Source organism: Bradyrhizobium sp. USDA 4541, from assembly GCF_024171085.1.
Lineage (GTDB): Bacteria > Pseudomonadota > Alphaproteobacteria > Rhizobiales > Xanthobacteraceae > Bradyrhizobium > Bradyrhizobium australafricanum.
In genome coordinates, this window is sequence record NZ_JALJZF010000001.1 from 7604616 (window position 1) to 7620418 (window position 15803).

The window sequence follows — 15803 nt, forward strand, 5'->3', positions numbered from 1 at the left end:
CAAACTTATACTTCATATGACCGATACGTGCGCCTGTGACGAACCGGCAACAGACAAGAACTGAAATGATGTGCAGATGTCGCGCGGCGGTTTGTCTGTGGCGGCACCGCCCCGTAAACAGGTAGATGTGTCGGCGGCGTCGGCGGGGGCGCACTGCCGGAGTTTTGGTTTGCGGGATCACATGGTTGAGCGTGCCGCGAGGGTCGGCGACGTAGCGAGGCGCGTGCTTTTGTCGGGCATCGGCCTTGGCGCGCTGGCATGTGCGCTGCTGACGGAGACCGCGGCACGCGCCGAGAGCCTGCCGGACGCCCTGGTCAAGGCGTATCAGACCAATCCGCAACTCAACGCCGAGCGGGCGCGCCAGCGTGCGACCGACGAGAACGTGCCGCAGGCGCTGGCCGGCTACCGTCCCCAGATCATCGCCGGCCTGTCGGTTGGTCTGCAAGCGGTGCGCGACCAGCTGCCCGGCAATGTGATCCAGACCGCAACGCTGAAGCCGTGGCAGATCGGCGTCACGGTGACGCAGACCCTGTTCAACGGCTTCAAGACCGCCAACAGCGTCCGCGTCGCCGAGTTGCAGGTGCAGTCCGGCCGCGAGGCGTTGCGCAATGTCGGCCAGGGTGTGCTGCTCGACGCGGTCACCGCCTACACCAACGTCCTGGCCAACCAGACCCTGGTCGAGGCGCAGCGCGCCAACGTCGCCTTCCTGAAGGAGACCCGGGCAATCACCGAACGGCGCCTTAATGCCGGCGACGTGACGCCGACCGATACCGCCCAGGCCGAGGCGCGGCTCAACCGCGGCCTTGCCGATCTCAACGCCGCCGAGGTCAATTACGCGATCAGCCAGGCCACCTATGCGCAGGTGGTCGGCAACGCACCATCCCAGTTGCGCCCGGCCGAGACCATCGACCGGCTGTTGCCGCGCAGCCGCGAGGATGCGATCGCGCTCTCGCTCCGCGAGCATCCCGCCGTCACCGCGGCAGGCTTTGACGTCGACGTTGCCTCGACCTCGATCCGCGTCGCCGAGAGCAGCCTGATGCCGAATGTCTCCGTGCAGGGCAGCGTCAGCCGCAGCCGCGACACCGACACCACGCTCGGCAGCTTCGGCACCGATCAAGCCTCGGTGATCGGTCAGGTGACGCAGCCGATCTATGACGGCGGCACCGCCGCATCGCAGACCCGGCAGACCAAGGAAGTCGCGGCGCAGAGCCGGCTGGTGCTGGATCAGGTCCGCAATCAGGCCAAGACCGCCGTGGTCAGCGCGTGGGTCGCCAATGAGGGCGCCAAGATCGCGGTGTCGGCTTCCGAGTCCGAGATGAAGGCCGCGGAGGTTGCGCTGGCTGGCGTGCAGAAAGAAGCCGCGGGCGGCCAGCGCACCACGGTCGACGTGCTCAACGCGCAGCAGGATCTGATCACCGCGCGAGCACGGCTGATCGGTGCGCAGCGCGACCGCGTGATCGCCTCCTACACGCTGCTCAGCGCGACCGGGCGCCTCGACGTCAAGACGCTGAACCTGAAGACGCCGGATTATCTGCCCGAGGTGCACTACCATCAGGTGCGCGACGCCTGGCACGGCCTGCGCACGCCGTCGGGACAATAGGCACTGCGGAACCGTTCGCTCCGCGAACTGGCCCTTCCCGCCCGCTCTCTCCGCCGATAACCTCCGCCCCCGCCGGCAACCCATAATGCCGGCGCGCGTATGACGCGCATAACAGCCGAGCACGCAGGGAGACGTCCAATGCTGACGCGACGCGATATGATGCAGGTTTCCATCGCAGCCGGAGTGACCATGACCAGCAGCAACGCATTTTCCAAGGCAGCGCAACCATCGACCGCGGTGAACTTCGACGTGCCTGCCGGGGCATGCGACTGCCACACCCACATCCATGGCGACCCCGAGAAATTCCCGTTCTTCGCCGGCCGCGTCTACACGCCGGAACCGGCCTCGCCGGAGGAGATGAGCGCGCTGCACAAGGCGCTCCATGTCGAGCGCGTGGTGATCGTGACGCCGAGCGTCTATGGCCCCGACAATTCGTCGACCCTGTTCGGCATCACGGCCCGCGGGCCGACCGCGCGCGGCGTCGCCGTGATCGACGACAAGACCAGCGAGAGCGATCTCGATGCCATGAACAAGGCCGGCTTCCGCGGCATCCGCCTCAACCTCGCGACCGGCGGCGTCAACGATCCCAATGTCGGCCGGCAGCGCTTCTCGGCCGCGATCGAGCGGATGAAGGCGCGCGGCTGGCATGTGCAGCTGTTCACCAGCCTCGCCATGATCTCCGCGATCAAGGACCTCGTCGCTACAGCGCCGGTGCCGGTCGTGTTCGACCATTTCGGCGGCGCCGAGGCCGCCCTCGGCACGGACCAGCCGGGATTTGCCGACCTGCTCGCGCTGGTCAAATCCGGCAAGGCCTATGTCAAGATTTCCGGCGCCTACCGCGCCTCCAAGCTCGCGCCCGATTATGCCGACGCCACGCCGCTGGCGCAGGCGCTGATCGCGGCCAATGCCGAGCGCATCGTCTGGGGCACCGACTGGCCGCACCCGGATTCGGTGACGCCGCAAGGCAAGAAGGTCACCGACGTGACGCCGCTGTTTCAAATCGACGACGGCCGCCTCCTCAACCAGCTTCCGGTCTGGGCGCCGGACGCCGCGGTCCGCAAGGCGATCCTGGTCGACAATCCGGCGCGGCTCTACGGCTTCACCTGAGGCCGTCCTTCGGCCGGCGCGAGAAGTAGGAGATCAAGACCGGCAGCGTGATCAGGATCACCAGCGGCGCCAGCATCATGCCGGTGACGACGACGATGGCGAGCGGCTTCTGCACCTGCGAGCCGATGCCTTCCGAAATCGCCGCCGGCAACAGGCCGACGCCCGCCACCACGCAGGTCATCAGCACCGGACGCAACTGCAGCTCGCCGGTGCGGATCACCGCGCGCATCCGGTCGTAGCCTTCGTCGATCAGCTGGTTGAACTGCGACAGGATGATGATGCCGTCCATCACCGCGATGCCGAACAGCGCGATAAAGCCGATCGCCGCCGACACGCTGAACGGAATCCCCGAGATCAGCAGCCCGAGCACGCCGCCAAAGATCGCCATCGGGATCACGCTCATCGCGAGCATGGTGTCGACCATCGAGCCGAAATTGAAGAACAACAGCACCGCGATCAGCGCGAGGCTGATCGGCACCACGATCGACAGCCGCCTGATCGCGTCCTGCAGATTGCCGAACTCGCCGACCCACTCGACACGCGATCCCGGCGGCAGCTGCACCTGCTCGTCGATCTTCTGCTGCGCCTCCCGGATCGCGCTGCCGAGGTCACGCTCGCGGACCGAGAACTTGATCGGCAAATAGCGCTCCTGCTGCTCGCGGTAGATATAGGCCGCGCCGGAGATCAGGTTGATCGAGGCCACTTCGGAGAGCGGTATCTGCGTGATGCCGCCGTTGGCGTTGGCCACCCCGATCCGCAAGTTCTGGATCGCCTCCGCGCTCTTGCGATATTCCGGCGCAAGGCGGACGATAATCGGAAAGTGCCGGTCGCTGCCGGGCTCATAGAGGTCGCCGGCGCTGTCGCCGCCGACCGCAACCCGGATCGTGGCGTTGATGTCGCCCGGCGACAGGCCATAGCGCGCGGCGCGCGCGCGATCGACGTCGATCTGGATGGTCGGCTGGCCGAGCGAGGTGAACACCGCAAGATCGGTGACGCCCTGCACCGTCGACAGCACCGACTTGATCTTGTTGGCGGTGTCGGTCAGCGCCTGCAGATCATTGCCGTAGAGCTTGATCGAGTTCTCGCCCTTCACGCCGGACACCGCTTCCGACACGTTGTCCTGCAGATACTGCGAGAAATTGAATTCGACGCCCGGGAATTTCTCCTGCAACTGCGCCAGCAATTGCGCAGTCAGCACGTCCTTGTCGTGAGTATTTGGCCATTCGCTGGCCGGCTTCAGCGGCGCGAAGAATTCGGCGTTGAACAGGCCGGCCGCATCGGTGCCGTCGTCGGGACGGCCGTGCTGCGACACCACCGATACCACCTCGGGACGGCTGCGGATCAGCTTCCGCATCTCGTTGACATAGGCATTGCCCTCCTGCAGCGAGATCGTCGGCGGCAGCGTGGCGCGGATCCACAGATTGCCCTCTTCCAGCTTGGGCAGGAATTCGAGGCCGAGGAAGCGCGCGAAGATGATGGTCATGACCACGAGGCCGGCCGCGCCGGCCATCACCAGCTTGCGGTTGGCGATCGCCCAGTTCAGCACCGGCAGGTAGATCGCGTCGAGCTTCTTGACGATCCAGGTCTCGGTCTCGTGGATATGCGCCGGCAGGATGATCGCGCTGAACGCCGGAGTGACCGTGAACGTCGCCAGCAGCCCGCCGGCCAGCGCGTAAGCATAGGTGCGCGCCATCGGGCCGAAGATGTTGCCTTCGACGCCGGACAGCGTGAACAGCGGCAGGAACGCCGCGATGATGATCGCCGCGGCAAAGAAGATCGAGCGCGACACATCGGCGGCCGCCGACAGGATCGCGTGGCTCTTCATCCCCATCACCGTGTCCTCGGAGATGTGGCTTCGCTCGTGTTCCGACAGCGCGGTGGTCTGCGACAGCCGGCGGAAGATCGCCTCCACCATGATCACGGTGGCATCGACGATCAGGCCGAAATCGATCGCGCCGACCGACAGCAGATTGGCGGATTCGCCGCGCAGCACCAGGATGATCACGGCGAAGAACAGCGCGAACGGGATCGTCGCACCGACGATCAGCGCGCTGCGGAGGTCGCCGAGGAATATCCACTGCAACAGCACGATCAGGAGGATGCCGACCACCATGTTGTGCAGCACGGTGTGGGTGGTGAGCTCGATCAGGTCCTTGCGGTCGTAGATCCGCTCGATCTTCACGCCGGGCGGCAGGATCGAGGAATGGTTGATGTCGTGGACCAGCTGCTCGACGCGGGTAATCGTCGGCGAGCTCTGCTCGCCGCGGCGCATCAGGACGATGCCCTGCACGATGTCGTCGTCATTGTCGAGGCCGGCGATGCCGAGCCGCGGCTTCTCGCCGATCGTGACATGGGCGATGTCGCGCACCAGCACCGGATTGCCGCCGGACTGCGAGACCATGGTGTTGGCGAGGTCGTCGATCGAGCGGATCAGGCCGACGCCGCGCACCACGGCCGATTGCGAACCGATGTTCACGGTGTTGCCACCGACATTGATGTTTGCGTTGGACACCGCCTGCAGCACCTGCGGCAGCGTCAGTCCGTTGGCGACCAGCTTGTTGAAGTCGACCTGGATCTCGTAGGTCTTGGTCTTGCCGCCCCAGCCGGTGACGTCGATCACGCCGGGCACCGCGCGGAAGCGGCGCTGCAGCACCCAGTCCTGCAGCGTCTTGAGGTCGAGCACGCTGTAGTTAGGCGGTCCCTTCAGGCGGTAGCGGAAGATTTCGCCGATCGGGCTGAGCGGCGAGATGCCGGGCAGCACGTTGCCCGGCAGCGGCGCGAGCTGCGACAGGCGGTTGAGCACCTGTTGCAGCGCCTCGTCATAGGTGTAGTCGAAGGAGAACTGCAGCTTGACGTCGGAAAGGCCGTACAGCGAGATGGTACGGATGGTCTTGAGGTTCTTGATGCCGGCGACCTGGGTCTCGATCGGGATCGTGATGTAGCGTTCGATCTCCTCGGCCGAGAGGCCCGGGCTCTGCGTCACGATATCGACCATCGGCGGGGTCGGATCGGGATAGGCCTCGATGTTGAGCTGCTTGAACGCGAGCAGGCCGCCGATCAAGACGGCCACAAACATGGCCACCATCAAGTAGCGGCGATTGACGGCAAGGGCGACGAGGCGATCCATTCAGATCGGCGCTTTCAACTGGAAGGGAATTTTCTTATTGAGCGTGATCTCCGCGCAAACGCGTTGCGCGTTTGTCGCGAGGGAAAACCGCTTCCCACTTTTCCGGATCATGCGCTTAGGTGCCTGATGCGGCGCGGTCGATGAAGAGGCTTCCCTTCGTCACGATCTGCTCGCCCGGCTTGAGGTTGCCGGCCACCTCGACGAGGTCGCCATTGATGAGGCCGGGCTTGATCTGACGCAGCTCGATGGTCTTGTCGTCGGCCCTCGCGACCCAGAGCCGAACCTGGTCGCCCTCGTAGATCAGCGCCTGCTTCGGCACGCCGACTGCCGGGTGATCGCCCTTCGAATACAGCGTCACATTGGCGAACATCTCGGGCTTCAGCCGCTTGTCGGCGTTGTCGATGGTGGCGCGAACCAGGAGCCGGCGCGAGGTCGCGTCGATCGCCGCGGCGACATAGTTGACCCGGGCGTTCAGCGTCTTGCCCGGCAGCGCCATCACGCTGAAGGTGAGGTCCTGGCCGACCGCGACATTGTCTGCGTCGGATTCGCGGACGAAGGCGATCAGCCAGACCGTCGACAGATCGCCGATCACGTAGACCGGGTCGCTGGCACCGGTCGAGACATACTGGCCGGGACCGGCCTTGCGCTGGACCACGGTGCCGCCGATCGGCGCGAACACCGTCGTCTCCGGATTGAGGCGGCCCTTCTGCCGCAGCGTCGTGATGTCGTCGTCGCCGAAGCCGAGAATGTGCAGCTTGTTCTGCGCCGCTTCCAAAAGCGTCTGCGCCGAGCGCGCATCGTTCTGCGCTTGCACCAGCGCGGTCTGGGCCTGCTGATAATCCTTCAGCGGGATCGCCTTGCCCTCGGACAGATCCTTGGCGCGCTTCTCCTGGATCTGCGCCAGGTCGAGCGCCGACTGCGCCTTGTTGAGGCCGGTCATAGCCGCGATGTAATCGTTCTGCGCCTGCACGGTGTCGGCCGCCTCGATCACGAACAGCGGCTGGCCCTTCACAACGGCATCGCCCGGCCGCACCATGAGGCGGGTGACACGCCCGGTATAGGGCGAATAGACCGGGGTGGAGCGGTCCTCATCGATGCCGATCTTGCCCTCGGTCACCAGCTCGGAGCGGAAAGTGTGCTCGCTCACGGTCTGGAAGGTCAGGCTGGCCCACTCGGCCGCCGACGGCGCATAGCGCGCGCCGCCCTTGCGGGACTGGCTGGAGACTTCCGAAGATGTCTGCTTTTCCGAGCCGAAACGCGTGTAGCCATAGGCACCCGCGCAGGCAACCGCCAGCAGCGCCGCGGCCACGACCAGGCGCGGACGGCTAAAGCTCTGCATTCTCTTGGTAAACTCTTTCACCATGCGGTCCGCGGGGTCGATCGTTGCAGCATCCGGCGGGACGGCCCCAGCGGTGCGCTAATAGTGCTGAATTGGCGTATCAAACAACCTAAAAATCGCCATTCGGCGACGCCTGTCGTTAAAGTTTGCATAGCCTGAACGGCAGCTGAATGTCTCATCCGGGAAACTCCGGGGCAGGAAACTCCGGAGGGTGGCTGCCGAGCGGCATGGCCGGACGGGACCAATGGGCCGGGGTCCTGGACAGCACGGCGGCATGCCGGACCGAGCTCAGCGTGCCAAAGCCTGACCGCAGCCGTTCGATGAAGGGCTGCACCGCATCCGCCTTCAGGTCCTCGGTCGCAAGGCCTCCTTCGAGGCGGCCGAGATTCCACAGCCAGCGTCCGGTCTGCGCCAGCGATACCCGGACGTGCCAGCTGCCGCCTTCGCGGGCCTGGCGGGCCTTCGCCATCATGGCACCGAACGCCATGAAATATCCGGTGGCGTGGTCGAGCATCTGGGCCGGCAATTCCTTCGGCCCATCTGTGCCGGCCGCCTGTCCTTCGGCATGATTGAAGCCGGTCGTGGTCTGCACCAGCGAGTCGAAGCCGCGGCGCCCGGCCCACGGGCCGGCATGGCCGTAGGCCGACAGTGTCACATAGACGATCCCGGGATTGATCCGCGCCGCTTCCTCCGGCGAGAAGCCGAGCCGCGCGATCGCCTGCGGCCGATAGCCCTGCGAGAGAATATCGGCCTGCGCCAACAGCCCCTGCATCACACCCCGCCCCTCCTCGCTCCGCAGTTCGAGGAAGCTCGTGAGCTTGCCGCGGCCGGTGTCGATGGTGAGCCAGGGGATCGCCGGCAGATCGGGACCGGAGATCAGGAGTACGTCGGCGCCATGCGCCGCGAGCGTGCGGCCGGCGACGGGACCGGCGATTACGCGCGACAGATCGAGCACACGGATGCCGGCCAGCGGCCGGTTGCCCGCGGGCCACGGCTTCGGTGCGGCCTCGCCGATCTTCTCGATCGAGATCAGCGGCAGTTTTGCCAGTTCTTTGGCATGCGTCGTCGCCGACCACTCGTCGTGCGAGCGCATCAAGGCGACGACGCCGCCGGCGGCGTAGGCCGCGGTCTCGAACGCCTCGCCGTCCCATTGCAGCAGCGCGGCCTGGACCTCGTCACGCTCGGCGTTGCAGCCGAGCACCTTGCAGACGGCGTCGCGATGATGCGGGAAATTGGTGTGCAGGCGGACAAAGCGGTTGTCTTTGACACGATAGACGCCGGCGATCTTGTCCCAGGCCGGCGGCGGCGGCTTGTCGTCGACGCGCAAATAGCGCTCGCTGCGGCATTCGACGACGGCATGGCGGATGTCGACCGCGACGTCCTGCTGCTCGCCGCTGCGGGCCTTCCAGATCTCGGCCGCGGCGAGGCCGGCTGCTGCGATCGGCGCCTGCGCTGCGGCTGCGACCCGAAACGACGACGGCAGCTGCGGCTCGCTGCCGGTCAATGTGACCGCATCGAGCGCGGCCGGCGCGCCGCCGGCGCCGGTCCAGACATCGGAAAGGATTTCACGAATGTCCTGCATGCGCATACCCGTTTGCGATTATCCTATGCCCGAGCATGATGACAAAAAGGCGGTGCCCGATCCCAACAATCATTTCCGGCCCTGCTTATATCCAGCTCTGCCCGACCCACACAGGAGTTGCAATGGCTGCCATCGATCCTCTCACCGCCGGCGCTGTCTTCCTCGCGACCGCAGCGACCGACGCGGTCTATGTCATGTTCACCTCGGCGGTCGTGGCGCGCAAGCGCGTGCCGGCGGCGACCTGGAGCAGCGTCTGGTATGTGCTCTCCTCCTATGCGGTGATCAGCTACACCGAAAACTGGCTCTACGTCGCCTTCGCCGCCCTCGGCTCGTGGGTCGGCGCCTACGCATCGATCACCTTCCTGCACCGCCCGCCGGGCGGACCGCCGGTCGGCGCCGCGGTGGAGTAGCATGCAGCGGCTGAGGAAGTCATCCGCCATCGATGCGACGGTGAGACCCGCCCGACAGGGACCAGCTGTAAGCTACGTGTCAGCATTGGCGTGTAGGCTACACGTTCGCATTCGCGCGACATCAGTCGATGAACTGGTTGGATGGACAATGGCGCGTTCGCGCCGCATGAACTCGGAGAACCCATACGCCGCGGCGAATGTTGTAGGCGGGACTCGCCGTTGCAAGAGTGCATAGCAATTTGCTTCGGTGGTTAAGTCCCAGGCGTCGTCCCGGCGAAGGCCGGGACCCATACGCCGCAGCGGATGTTGTGGATGGCACTCGTCGTTCCAGCAGAGCGTAACCATTTGCAACGGTGGTTGTGGGTCCCGGCCTTCGCCGGGACGACGATGAGTGTGTGGCGCGGTATGTGAGTCATGCTTCCGCGTTCTCACGACATGTTTTGTCCGAGCTTTGCATCTCGTTCCGCCCTCTCTTTTGAACAGAGGGCGCAGGGAAAGCCGGGTGCCGATCGCACCCATGGGCCCCGAGGAATGGGTAGAAAGCTCGGGGGTAGGACCACAGGTGTCCTCAGGGTGACGGTGAGAGAGCCGTCGCACGCGGTTCAATGAAAATCGCGGGACGGCGGCAGGATGCGGACGTTGCGTGGGTGGCGGATCTTTTGCGGCGAGTTGTCGCCGTGATCGCGGCGGTCGTCGTTGAGCGGCTCGATCAGCGCGGGGCCCGCCGGCACCGGATGCTTGCGGCTCAAGGATTCGTTGGCGAGGCCGATCAGATCGTGGGAGCGATCGGTCATGCGCTGCGCCACCAGATGCGTCACGCCCTCCGGGCTGCTCTGGATATAGCCCTCGACCAGGATCAGGCGCGCGCCCATCACCTCCTTGCGGTACTGCTCCATCACCTTCGGCCACACCACGATGTTGGCGATGCCGGTCTCGTCCTCCAGTGTCATGAACACGACGCCCTTGGCGCTGCCCGGCCGCTGCCGCACCAGCACGACGCCGGCACAGCGGACGCGGCGGCGGTCGTTGCTCCGGTTGATGGTGTGACAGGCGACGACGCGCTCCTTTGTAAAGGTGTCGCGCAAAAACTCCATCGGATGGCCCTTCAGTGACAGGCGGATGGTCTGATAGTCGGCGACCACCTGCTCCGGACGCGGCATCTCCGGCAGCGGCTTGGCGCCCTCATCCGGCTGCTCGCGTGCGGTGGCGGCCTCGAACAACGGCAGCGGCACGTCGTCGGGCAGCCGGCGCACCGCCCACAGCGCCTCGCGGCGGTCGAGCCCGAGCGAGCGGAACGCATCGGCGTCGGCGAGCAGGATCAGCGCGCGCTTGGGCAGGCCGGTGTCGCGCGCGAAGTCTTCCAGCGAGGTGAACGGCCGGCGGTTGCGCGCGGCAACGATGCGGTCGGCCCAGTCTGTCTCACCACCGTCATTCCGGGGATCGCGAAGCGAGAACCCGGAATCTCGAGATTCCGGGTCTGGTGCTAGCGCACCATCCCGGAATGACAGTTGAAGCTGTTTCAGCCTCTCCTCGTCCTCATCCAGCCAGTGAAATCCGTCGATCTGGCGAAAGCCGAGCCGCACCGCGCAATGATCGCCGACCTTCTCCTCGAGCGTGTTCTGCGCAAAGCTGAAGGAGACATCGACTTCGCGCACCGTGACGCCGTTCTTGCGGGCGTCGCCGACGATCTGGGCCGGTGCATAGAAGCCCATCGGCTGCGAGTTGAGCAGGCCGCAGCAGAACGCATCGGGATGATGGTGCTTCAGCCATGAGGAGATGTAGACGAGCTGCGCAAAACTCGCGGCGTGGCTTTCCGGGAAGCCGTAGGAGCCGAAACCCTTGATCTGGTCGAAGCAGCTGCGGGCGAAGTCGGGTGAATATCCGCGCGCCACCATGTTGCCGACCAGCTTCTCCTCGTAGCTGCCGATGGTACCGAGATTGCGGAAGGTCGCCATCGAGCGGCGCAGGCCGTTGGCTTCCTCCGAGGTGAAATGGGCCGCCTCGATCGCGATCCGCATCGCCTGCTCCTGGAACAGCGGCACGCCGAGTGTCTTGTGCAGCACGTTGTAGAGCTCGTCCTTGTCGCCCTGGTCGGGCGCTGGCGATGGATAGCTGACCTTTTCCTGGCCGTTCCGCCGGCGCAGATAAGGATGCACCATGTCGCCCTGGATCGGCCCCGGGCGCACGATCGCGACCTCGATGACGAGATCGTAGAAGGTGCGCGGCTTCAGCCGCGGCAGCATGTTCATTTGCGCCCGGCTCTCGACCTGGAACACGCCGAGCGATTCACCGCGGCACAGCATGTCGTAAACTTTCTTGTCGTCCTGCGGGACCGAAGCTAGCTCCCAGTGCTCGCCCTTGTGGTCGGCGATCAGGTCAAAACATTTGCGGATGCAGGTCAGCATGCCCAGCGCCAGCACGTCGACCTTCATCATGCTAAGGGCGTCGACGTCGTCCTTGTCCCATTCGATGAAAGTGCGGTCGTCCATCGCGGCGTTGCCGATCGGCACATAGGTGTCGAGCCGGTCCTGGGTCAGTACATAGCCGCCGACATGCTGCGAGAGATGACGCGGAAACTCGATCAGCTCGGTGGCGAGCTCGACCGCGAGGTTGATCATCGCATTTTTGGGATCGAGCCCGGCCTGTCGCACCTGCATGTCGTTGAGGCCCTTGCCCCAGCTGCCCCACACGGTGTCGGCGAGCGCCGCGGTGACGTCCTCGGTCAGCCCGAGCGCCTTGCCGACGTCACGGATCGCGCTGCGCGGGCGATAATGGATCACGGTGGCGATGATCGCGGCGCGGTGGCGGCCGTAGCGGCGGTAGACATATTGCATCACCTCCTCGCGCCGCGAATGCTCGAAATCGACGTCGATGTCGGGCGGCTCCAGCCGCTCCTTGGAGATGAAGCGCTCGAACAACAGATCGACCTTGGTCGGATCGACCGAGGTGACGCCAAGCACGAAGCAGACCGCGGAATTGGCTGCCGAGCCGCGTCCCTGGCACAGGATGTTCTGGCTGCGCGCATAGTGCACGATGTCGTGCACGGTGAGGAAGTAATGCGCGTATTTCAGCTCGGCGATCAGCGCGAGCTCCTTGTTCAGGGTGGTGCGAAGCTTTTCGTCGATCTCGCCGCCGAAATATTTGTCGACACCGGCCCAGGTCAAATCTTCCAGATGCTGCTGCGCGGTCTTGCCCGGCGGCACCGGCTCGTCGGGATACTGATATTTGAGCTGGTCGAGCGAGAAAGAGATGCGTGCAGCAAAGCGCATGGTTTCCGCGATCGCGTCCGGCAGATCGCGAAACAGCCTGATCATTTCATGCGCCGGCTTGAGATGCCGCTCGGCATTGGCCTCGAGCCTGCGGCCGACCGCCTCGATCGTGGTCTTTTCGCGGATGCAGGTCAGCACGTCCTGCAGCGGGCGGCGCGCCGGATGGTGATAGAGCACCTCGTTGGTGGCGATGAGCGGCACACCGGCGTCGGTGGCGAGGCCATGCAGCCGCGCGAGGCGGCGCCTGTCGTCGCCGCGATAGAGCAGGCTTGCGGCGAGCCAGACGCCGTCGGCGGCGCTTGCCTTCAGCTTTGCAAGCAGATCGAGCGTGCCTGCCTCCTCAAAGCGATGCGGCAGCGCCAGCACCAGGAGCTGCCCCTCGACGAAGTCGAGGAGGTCGGCGAGCTTCAGATGGCACTCGCCTTTCTCGATCCGCACGATGTCGTCGCCGCGCTTGCCGCGGGTCAGGAGCTGGCACAGCCGGCCATAGGCGGCGCGATCGCGCGGATAGACCAGGATGTCGGGCGTAGAGTCGATGAAGACGATGCGGGCGCCGATCAAAAGCTTTGGCGGATGGGCAACCTTCTCGCTGTCGAGCTCCTTCCAGGCGCGCACCACGCCGGCCAGCGTGTTGTGATCGGCGAGCCCGATCACGGGAATCCCGAGTTCGCTCGCCTGATGCACATAGGCGCGCGGATCGGAACCGCCGCGCAGGAAGGAGAAATTGCTGGTAATGCCGATCTCGGCATAATCAGGTGGAGGTGCGCTCATGCGAACAGCCCATGCACATACCAATTGGCCGGAACGGGCTTGCCCTCCTCGTCGCGCAGCTCGCTCTCGTAGAGACCGTCGCGAAAGATCCAGAAGCGCTGGCCTTCGGCATCCTCGACGCGGAAATAATCGCGCGTCAGCGACGCGCCGTCCTGCTTCCACCATTCCATCGCGATGCGCTCGGGGCCCTCGACCCGCACCACCTCGTGCTGCGCGCGCCGCCAGGTGAATTGATGCGGCGGACCGTCGGGCACGGTCGCGAACGGCACCTTGATCGGTTCGGGCTGCTCGAATAGCCGCAAGGGACGCAGCGGTGGTTCGCTCGCAACGTGCTCCGGCCAGGCGGCGGCGCTGGCCGCGGCCAGATGATGCTGCGCCGGCAGCGCGAGCGCCGATCGTTCGGGGATGTGGCTCTCCAGCGGCAGATGCACGACGACGCGTTTTCCGCCGATGCGGGCGGCGATGCGGTCGATCAGCGCCGAGAGCTCGTCATTGTCGTGTATGGTGGCGTCGAGATCGCGCTGCTGCTGTACCACGATCTCGGTACGCCCTGCGGCGAGGCGAATGAGATCGAAGCCGAAGCCGGGATCGAGCGGATCATTCAGCGCATCGAGCCGCTCGCGGAATAGGCGATCGATCATCTCGGGCCGCGTCACCGGACGCCCGGTCTCGACCATGATCGCGCGCACCGCACCGTCAGTGCGGAAGAAGCTCGCTTCCAGCTGCCGCGCACCTTTGCCCTGCTTGTCCATCGCCGCAACCAGCATCTTGGCAAGGCTTGAGAGCGTCAGCGCGATCACGGTGTCGGTCGCGATCGGCTCGGGGAAACGCTTCTCGACGATGTAATCGGGCAGCGGCTTGCGCGGGCTGATCGGGGCATCGCCCTGCCCGAGCGCGTGGCTGAGCAAGGTGGTGAAGGCCGCACCGAACCGCGCCGAGATTTCATGCGGCGCGCGCGAGGCGACATCGCCGATGGTCTTCAAGCCGGCGCGGCGCAGGCCGGTGGTGACAGCGGCATCGGCACCGAGCGCCGACACCGGCAGCGGACCGACCGCCGCCGCTTCCTCGCTATCGGGGACAATCTTGCCCGAGGCGGTGCGCGTCAGCGTACGCGCCGCGATCGAGGTGCCGGCAATCGCCGCGCTGACGGCAAAGCCTCGCCGGCTCAGCGCCCCCGTCACGGTCTGCAGCAGCGCGCGCTCGCCGCCGAACAGATGCGCGCAGCCGGTGATGTCGAGAAACAGACCGTAAGGCAGATCGAGCGCGACCAGCGGCGTGAAGCGATCGCACCAGTCGGCGATGTCGTTCAGCGTCTTCAGATCGGCGGCGGGATCGGCATCATAGACCGTGAGCTCCGGACAGATCGCCCGCGCATTGGCGAGCGGCAGCCCGATCGACAGCCCGGCGCGCACCGCGGCCTCGTCGATCGCGTGCAGCAGGATGGCGTTGTGGTCTTTTGCGACGACGACGCTGGGGAGTTCTGCTTTCTTCGCCTCTCCCGCTTGCGGGAGAGGGAGCCCTGCCACCTCCCGTGCATCAGCTTGCGAGGCGATGTCCTGCGCGAGCTTGCGCTTGATGCGGTCGATGGGCAGGCGTGGCAGCCACAGGCTGAGGATACGCCGACGGTTCACTGAATTGGCACTCATCACATTTCCATTCCATGATCCATCGCCCGACAGGGCCATGACGATTGCGCACGAGTTCGGCCTCGAAGCGCGGCGCGCCCCACACGCTCGCGGCATTGCCCGGCGGCGAATGCGCCGCGCGCACGATCCAGCGCGTCTCCGCGGTCGAGGGGATCGGGGTTGCCGCGATCCGCAGCACCAGCGCGGTGACGCCGGAGGCCTGCGCGGCCAGGGTCAATTTGCGGCTGGCGACGAGATCGAGCTGGCGCGCCTGGCCCCAGACCTCGAGCACGACCGCGCCGAGCGCATCGCAGGCGAGCGCGTCGGCCGCGGCGCGCAGGCCGCTATCGACATCGGCAGCGCGCACCGTGACCAAGAGGCGCGGATCGAGGCCGAGCTCGGCAAGCCCGCGCATCGATAGCGCGCCGTTTTCGCGATCGGAAAAATCCTGCCGCACCCAGACCAGCGGCTTGCGTGCCGACAGCCGTCCGGCGAGCCCCGCAATGAAGCCGGTCGCCGCGCCGCCTTGATGGCCGGCCGCGAACACCTCGTGCAATGCCGCCGGCGCAAGCCCGCCGCGCAGCATCGCATCCGCGCCGGCATGGCCGAGCGCGACGCGGTTCGGCATCGCCGCATCCGATGACGCCTCGATACGCGCGATGCTGCCGCGCAGAGACGCAAGCGTACCTATGCGTGCGGCGGCGCATGATCCGCCAAAGTGTGAGCGGTTTGGCGACAAGATCATGCGCCTTTCTTAAAAAAGAGGAGCGCGATCGGACGCAAAACCGGCGACCACTTTTGCTGATCGCGCTCCGGCATATGCGCCGCTCCTTCCAACCAAAATTTGAGGCCGTCACTGGTCTGAACAGAGAACCAGGGACTGGCTCATTTGTTCATGATATGTTCTAATATAAAGCTAACAGGGCCCGCGGAGTCAATCGGATTGGTGAGATCATCGATTAATGAGTGGAAT

9 protein-coding genes are annotated in these 15803 nt (G+C 65.6%); 3 read left to right on the top strand and 6 right to left on the bottom strand.

Features of this window, described 5'->3' with window-relative positions:
- Nucleotides 1-181: 181 nt before the first annotated feature.
- Both J2R80_RS36660 and J2R80_RS36665 read left to right on the top strand, forming a co-directional pair.
- Complete coding sequence (locus J2R80_RS36660; RefSeq protein WP_143271176.1) at nucleotides 182-1600, top strand: TolC family outer membrane protein; 1419 nt, start codon at nucleotides 182-184, stop codon at nucleotides 1598-1600.
- A 138-nt stretch (nucleotides 1601-1738) separates the two neighbouring features.
- Nucleotides 1739-2707, top strand: coding sequence for an amidohydrolase family protein (locus J2R80_RS36665; protein WP_168856444.1), 969 nt, complete (start codon nucleotides 1739-1741; stop codon nucleotides 2705-2707).
- On the opposite strand, the gene J2R80_RS36670 is transcribed toward J2R80_RS36665, so the two are convergent.
- The 3 genes from J2R80_RS36670 to J2R80_RS36680 all read right to left on the bottom strand — a co-directional run bounded on the left by J2R80_RS36670 (nucleotide 2700) and on the right by J2R80_RS36680 (nucleotide 8755).
- Nucleotides 2700-5834, bottom strand: a complete 3135-nt coding sequence (locus J2R80_RS36670; RefSeq protein WP_076833100.1) for an efflux RND transporter permease subunit — start codon at nucleotides 5832-5834, stop codon at nucleotides 2700-2702. The genes J2R80_RS36665 and J2R80_RS36670 overlap by 8 nt on opposite strands.
- Nucleotides 5835-5949: 115 nt before the next feature.
- Nucleotides 5950-7197 carry an efflux RND transporter periplasmic adaptor subunit gene (locus tag J2R80_RS36675; RefSeq protein WP_057015665.1) on the bottom strand — a complete coding sequence of 416 codons (1248 nt, stop codon included), beginning with the start codon at nucleotides 7195-7197 and terminating at the stop codon, nucleotides 5950-5952.
- A gap of 151 nt (nucleotides 7198-7348) precedes the next feature.
- A complete protein-coding gene (locus J2R80_RS36680; protein ID WP_076833569.1) occupies nucleotides 7349-8755 on the bottom strand; it encodes a CoA transferase in 1407 nt (468 codons plus the stop codon).
- Between the two features lie 122 nt (nucleotides 8756-8877).
- Between J2R80_RS36680 and J2R80_RS36685 the strand changes: the two genes are divergently transcribed.
- Nucleotides 8878-9165, top strand: coding sequence for a hypothetical protein (locus J2R80_RS36685; RefSeq protein ID WP_018270628.1), 288 nt, complete (start codon nucleotides 8878-8880; stop codon nucleotides 9163-9165).
- Between the two features lie 602 nt (nucleotides 9166-9767).
- On the opposite strand, the gene J2R80_RS36690 is transcribed toward J2R80_RS36685, so the two are convergent.
- The 3 genes from J2R80_RS36690 to J2R80_RS36700 are packed head-to-tail and all read right to left on the bottom strand — an operon-like array spanning nucleotide 9768 to nucleotide 15575.
- Complete coding sequence (locus tag J2R80_RS36690; protein ID WP_253640289.1) at nucleotides 9768-13205, bottom strand: error-prone DNA polymerase; 3438 nt, start codon at nucleotides 13203-13205, stop codon at nucleotides 9768-9770.
- Nucleotides 13202-14851 (bottom strand): DNA polymerase Y family protein, encoded by a 1650-nt coding sequence (locus J2R80_RS36695; RefSeq protein ID WP_057015666.1) that lies wholly within the window; start codon nucleotides 14849-14851, stop codon nucleotides 13202-13204. Before J2R80_RS36695 ends, J2R80_RS36690 begins: the two co-directional genes overlap by 4 nt.
- Nucleotides 14742-15575, bottom strand: coding sequence for an ImuA family protein (locus tag J2R80_RS36700; RefSeq protein ID WP_057015667.1), 834 nt, complete (start codon nucleotides 15573-15575; stop codon nucleotides 14742-14744). Before J2R80_RS36700 ends, J2R80_RS36695 begins: the two co-directional genes overlap by 110 nt.
- Nucleotides 15576-15803 lie beyond the last annotated feature (228 nt).

Coding starts and splice junctions, on each gene's coding strand:
- J2R80_RS36695 (WP_057015666.1), bottom strand. CDS start 14,851: ATGAGTGCCAATTCAGTGAACCGTCGGCGTATCCTCAGCCTGTGGCTG.
- J2R80_RS36690 (WP_253640289.1), bottom strand. CDS start 13,205: ATGAGCGCACCTCCACCTGATTATGCCGAGATCGGCATTACCAGCAAT.
- J2R80_RS36675 (WP_057015665.1), bottom strand. CDS start 7,197: ATGGTGAAAGAGTTTACCAAGAGAATGCAGAGCTTTAGCCGTCCGCGC.
- J2R80_RS36670 (WP_076833100.1), bottom strand. CDS start 5,834: ATGGATCGCCTCGTCGCCCTTGCCGTCAATCGCCGCTACTTGATGGTG.
- J2R80_RS36660 (WP_143271176.1), top strand. CDS start 182: ATGGTTGAGCGTGCCGCGAGGGTCGGCGACGTAGCGAGGCGCGTGCTT.
- J2R80_RS36685 (WP_018270628.1), top strand. CDS start 8,878: ATGGCTGCCATCGATCCTCTCACCGCCGGCGCTGTCTTCCTCGCGACC.
- J2R80_RS36680 (WP_076833569.1), bottom strand. CDS start 8,755: ATGCAGGACATTCGTGAAATCCTTTCCGATGTCTGGACCGGCGCCGGC.
- J2R80_RS36665 (WP_168856444.1), top strand. CDS start 1,739: ATGCTGACGCGACGCGATATGATGCAGGTTTCCATCGCAGCCGGAGTG.
- J2R80_RS36700 (WP_057015667.1), bottom strand. CDS start 15,575: ATGATCTTGTCGCCAAACCGCTCACACTTTGGCGGATCATGCGCCGCC.